5 protein-coding genes are annotated in these 4628 nt (G+C 70.7%); 4 read left to right on the forward strand and 1 reads right to left on the reverse strand.

What is annotated here, in order from left to right; genetic code table 11:
* Positions 1-74: 74 nt before the first annotated feature.
* Positions 75-620, reverse strand: a complete 546-nt coding sequence (locus tag D7V93_RS38460) for a M23 family metallopeptidase (protein WP_120648050.1) — start codon at positions 618-620, stop codon at positions 75-77.
* A 326-nt stretch (positions 621-946) separates the two neighbouring features.
* Between D7V93_RS38460 and D7V93_RS47530 the strand changes: the two genes are divergently transcribed.
* The 4 genes from D7V93_RS47530 to D7V93_RS38480 all read left to right on the forward strand — a co-directional run.
* Positions 947-2461 carry a M91 family zinc metallopeptidase gene (locus D7V93_RS47530; protein ID WP_120648051.1) on the forward strand — a complete coding sequence of 505 codons (1515 nt, stop codon included), beginning with the start codon at positions 947-949 and terminating at the stop codon, positions 2459-2461.
* Positions 2462-2573: 112 nt separating this feature from the next.
* Positions 2574-3119, forward strand: coding sequence for a hypothetical protein (locus tag D7V93_RS38470; RefSeq protein ID WP_244237755.1), 546 nt, complete (start codon positions 2574-2576; stop codon positions 3117-3119).
* Between the two features lie 120 nt (positions 3120-3239).
* Entirely contained in the window at positions 3240-3959 is a 720-nt protein-coding gene (locus D7V93_RS38475) for a spermidine synthase (protein ID WP_244237756.1), read from the forward strand.
* 122 nt (positions 3960-4081) lie between these two features.
* A partial coding sequence (locus D7V93_RS38480; protein WP_147451562.1) for a nitronate monooxygenase occupies positions 4082-4628 on the forward strand: 547 nt, incomplete at its 3' end.

The raw sequence follows: 4628 nt of genomic DNA on the forward strand, positions 1-4628 counted from the left end.
GGGGCGGAGGGAACGAAAGACGCCGGGCAGGGGACACGGCGCGGAGGCCGGCCCCTGCTCGGGACCCGCACGGACTACAGCGTGGGGACGCCCAGGCGGTTGGTGCAGTTCGCGTTGGTGCCGCACGTGGTGCCGACGCTGGTGTACCAGGCCGACTTGCGCGTGCCGTACTGACGGTTGTCCGAGTGCGAGTGCGGCCCGGTGGCGCTGCCCGTGCCGCCCACGAGTCCCAGCGCGCAGCGGTCACACGTCTTCGTGCCGGAGCTGACGTTCGCGTAGAAGTGCAGCTGGCGGAAGTCCCAGCCGTTGGCTCCGGACACGACGTAGTAGTTGCCCGCGCCGCCGTTGCAGGTGGAGCCGTTGCAGGCCGCCGCGCAGCCGCCGTAGTAGTAATAGTAGAAGTTGCCCACCAGCATGCCGCGGTGGTTCCACTCGCCGCAGGAGCTGTTGCCCACGTCCAGCGCCGTGTGGCTGCTGCCGGTGCAGTTGTAATAGGTGGTCGAGTTCACGTACGCGGCCGGGTCGCAGATGGGCCCGTTCGCGGTGGCGGACACCGCCGGACCTGCCCACACCGCGGCGGCCAGCGCCCCCACGGTGGACATCAAGGTCTTCAGCTTCATGTGGTGCTTCCTCCCGTCGTCACACTGCCTGCCGGGACACGGCCCCTGACCGCTGTTCCGCGTCCCCCGTCCGTAACCCGTATCCCAAGGATGTCGGGTGAGACGTGGAAGCCGTAATACATGAAATCCGAGTTCCATTCTCAAGAATCGGTTATTGAGGAATGCAACGATTCCAGGTGGTTCCGTGCCGCGCTGTGTCGTCTCTCGGGGGCTGACGCAACTGTGGAGGACTTCCCACGACAATCTGGAATGTCGGCGTTCGTCCGACGCCTGGTGCCCCGTCGCCAGGACCCCGAGCCGGGTGCCCGTCACCTGGGAGAAGCGACATGACCACGATTGGCAAGACCGGTTCGCGTACCACCCCTGTCGTGAAGCAGGAGCCGGCGAAGGTTCCCGCCCCCGCGGCCGCGCGCCCCAACGTGGTGAAGGCCGCGGTCTCCCAGCGCATGACGGACGGCTTCGAGGCGGGGCCCCAGCGCGCGGCGCCTGCGCGGTCCCAGGCGCTGAAGGAGTCGGGCGGCGCCGAGGGCGGCAAGGCCAAGGCGGACGCGAAGAAGAAGGACGACGGCGGCGGGGGCTTCCTGGGGGGCATCGCCTCGTCCATCGGGAAGATCGTCCAGGGCGTGGTGGACGCCGTCACCAAGCCGCAGGTGAGCACCAACGCCGAGGGCAGGACCGTGGTGAACCTGGGCGTGGGCGACAACACCGCGACGGTGTCGCAGAACAAGGACGGCGGGCTGACCATCAAGTCCGGCGACGACACGGTGACGCTGACGGCGGCGCAGGCTCGGGGCGCCATCATCCAGGGCGGCGCGGGCAACGACTCCATCACGCTGGACTCGAGCGTCACGCAGGACCTGACGCTGGACGGCGGCGCGGGCGACGACAAGCTCACGGCCGGCAAGGGCAACGACACCGTCATCGGCGGCGAGGGCAATGACACGCTCAGTGGCCTGGACGGCGACGACTACCTGGAGGGCGGCGCGGGCGATGACCGCATCCAGGGCGGCGAAGGCCGCGACGTGCTCTACGGCCTGGATGGCAAGGACACGCTGTCGGGCGGTGGCGGACGCGACTACATCGACGGCGGCGCGGGCGACGACAAGGCCTCGGGCGGCACGGGCGACGACCAGGTCATTGGCGGTCGGGGCAATGACACGCTGAGCGGCGGCTCCGGCAACGACGCGGTCGCGGGCGGCGAGGGCAAGGACACCGTCAAGGGCGGCACCGGCACCGACAAGCTCTACGTGGAGGCGAACGAGACGACCTCCGACGCGGTCAAGGGCGAGCGGAACATCGTCGACATGACGGACGCGGACAAGATTGGCAGCTCGGTGTCCGTCACCGGCAGCGCCGACTACCAGGCGCGCGTGCAGTCGGACCTGGACGCGATGCGCTCCATGCCTTCGGGCCAGGAGCTGCTGCGCACGCTGGACGCCAGCGGCAAGACGACGACCATCTCCGAGACGATGGGCGGCAACAACGCGAACGGCACGCCGCTCAGCGACGGCTTCATGAACGCGGACGGCACGCCGGGCAAGGGCTCCAACGCGACGGTGGGCTACAACCGCACGCGCATCTCGCTGGGCAACAGCGAGGAGTGGATGACCCGTCCCCCCGTCGTCGGCCTGTTCCACGAGCTGGTGCACGCCTCGGACATCACCAACGGCACGCTGGCCAACGGCTCGAAGGGCGGCGTTCGCAACCTGGAGCCGTCCGCGGTGGGCCTGCCCATCGACCTGGACAACGACCCGAAGACGCCGGACGTGGTCCAGGGCGGCCGTCCCGGGGAGAACGTCCTGCGCGACGAACTGAACCTGCCCACCCGTCCGCACTACTAGCAGGAGGCGAGGGATGCGAGGCTTCCGCCATGCTGGCGCCTTCGTGGCGCTGGCGCTAATCGTCGGTTGCACGCGGGCGCCGGAGCGGCCTGCGGACCCCGGAGGACATCGCATGGCCCAGGCGGACGTGGAGCTGAAGGTGGAGTCGGTGGCGCGTGAGGCGGACACGCTCGCCGTCACCTACGCGGTGCACAACCGGACGTCCCGGGCCGTGTGGTTGCTGGACGGCCTGTGGGACTTCGGGTTCGGCGGCCAGCCCACGCTGGATCCGCACCGGGCCTACGTGGACCTGTCCGGCGGGCAGGTGGTGCTGTCGCGCATGCTGATCCCGGTGCCGGAGGACCTGCTGGTGGAAGCGCCGGAGGTGCCCTCGGTCAGCCGCGTGGAGGCCGGCGCCACGGCGACCCGTCGCGCGGTGGTGCCGCTGCCCTTGCGCACCTCGCTGCCGTATCCCACGGGTCCGGCGGAGACGCGCGAGCTGTCAGCCGTGCGTGAGGTGCGGCTGCGCGTGGGCTACCTGCCGGATGCAGAAGGCCTGAAGCTGCACGAGGGCAAGGACTCCCACGGCGCCGTCACACGGACGCCGGAGTACGGGCCCGCGGTGACGGCGCAGCGCGTGCTGGACAGTGGCCCCCAGCCGGTGTCCGGCCCCCGGTAGGGATCGCCGGTCCTGGCATCGCCAGACGAGAGCGCGCAAGCAGCGGGCCCCGTCCTCATCACCGAGGACGACGACGGGCGCCGCTCGCTGCGCTTTGGTGAAGGGGGCGCGCGCCAGAGCGTGGTGTGGCCCGGCGAACCGCTGCGGCTGGAGCTGCCCTACACGCGCATGGCGATGGTGGCGCTGGCGTTCATGCCCCGGCCGGAGAACATCCTCGCGGTGGGGCTGGGCGGCGGTGCCATCCCCATGTTCCTGCGAGCGGTGTTGCCCGACACGCACATCGACGTGGTGGAGGTGGACCGCGAGGTGGTGGAGGCCGCGAAGCAGTACTGCGGCTTCCAGGAGGACGCGCTGCTGCGGGCGCACGTGGCGGACGGCCGGGCCTTCATCGAAGGCGAAGGGCCCCCGTACGACGTCATCATCCTGGACGCGTATGGGGCGGACCACATCCCCCTGCACCTGGCGACGCGCGAGTTCCTGGGGGCGGCGCGCTCGCGGCTGACGCGGGGCGGGGTGGTGGTGGGCAACGTGTGGGAGTCGGCGGCGAACCCGCTCTATGACGCGATGGTGCGCACCTACCAGGTGAGCTTCCACGGCCTGTCGCTCTTCGAGGTTCCGTCCAGTACCAACCGCATCCTGGTGGGCCTGGAGGGGCCGTTGCGGCTGACGCGCGAGGCGCTGGTCGCCCAGGCCCGCCGCGTGGAGCAGGAGCGGGGCCTGCCGTTCCGGTTGAGCTCCCTCGTGGCGCAGCGCTACCGGCCCCTGACGCGGCGGCTCAAGCGCGGCCGGGTGTTGACGGACGCGGGACTGGGGCACGAGGGTCTGCCTCCGGACGAGTGAAGGACGGAGTGAAGGTCGCTCTGCTGGCCAGTGAGCACGGCCCCGCCCGGTCGCGACTGAATCGCCGGGGGGCACTGCTAATCTTGAAGGCTCGGCACGTCAGCACCCTTACGGGAGACGCGATGAACGGCGCGAACGACGGACGACCCGGCCAGCCCTCTTCTTCCCACGAAGACGCGGAGCCGCTGACGGACGGCGAGTCCGAAGGCGCGGGGTTGCCGGGCGACCCGCGGCCTCCACCCATCTACGTGCTGGAGGGCAACACGCTGAAGACGCGGCTGACGCGCGCCGTGGGGGTGCACTACCCCTTCGTGGGCGCGGGAATGGCGTTCGTGTCGCTGCCGCCGCTGGTCATCGCCGTGTCGGAGGCAGGCGGTCTGGGAATGCTGGGTACGGCACCGGAGCCGCCGCTGGTGCTGGAGGCCCGCTTGAAGGCCATCCAGGCAGGCACCCAGCGGCCCTACGGGGTGGACTTCATCGTGGACCGGATGCACCCGCAGGGCTTCACGTCGCGCGACCACGTGGACGCGTGCATCGCGGCGAAGGTGCCGGTGGTGGCGTTCCACTGGACGCTGCCGCCGGTGGAATGGATCCGCGCGCTGCAGGCCGCGGGGACGCGGGTGTGGATGCAGGCGGGGACGGTGGAGCTGGCGCGGCAGGCGCTGGAGG

Source organism: Corallococcus llansteffanensis (assembly GCF_003612055.1).
Lineage (GTDB): Bacteria > Myxococcota > Myxococcia > Myxococcales > Myxococcaceae > Corallococcus > Corallococcus llansteffanensis.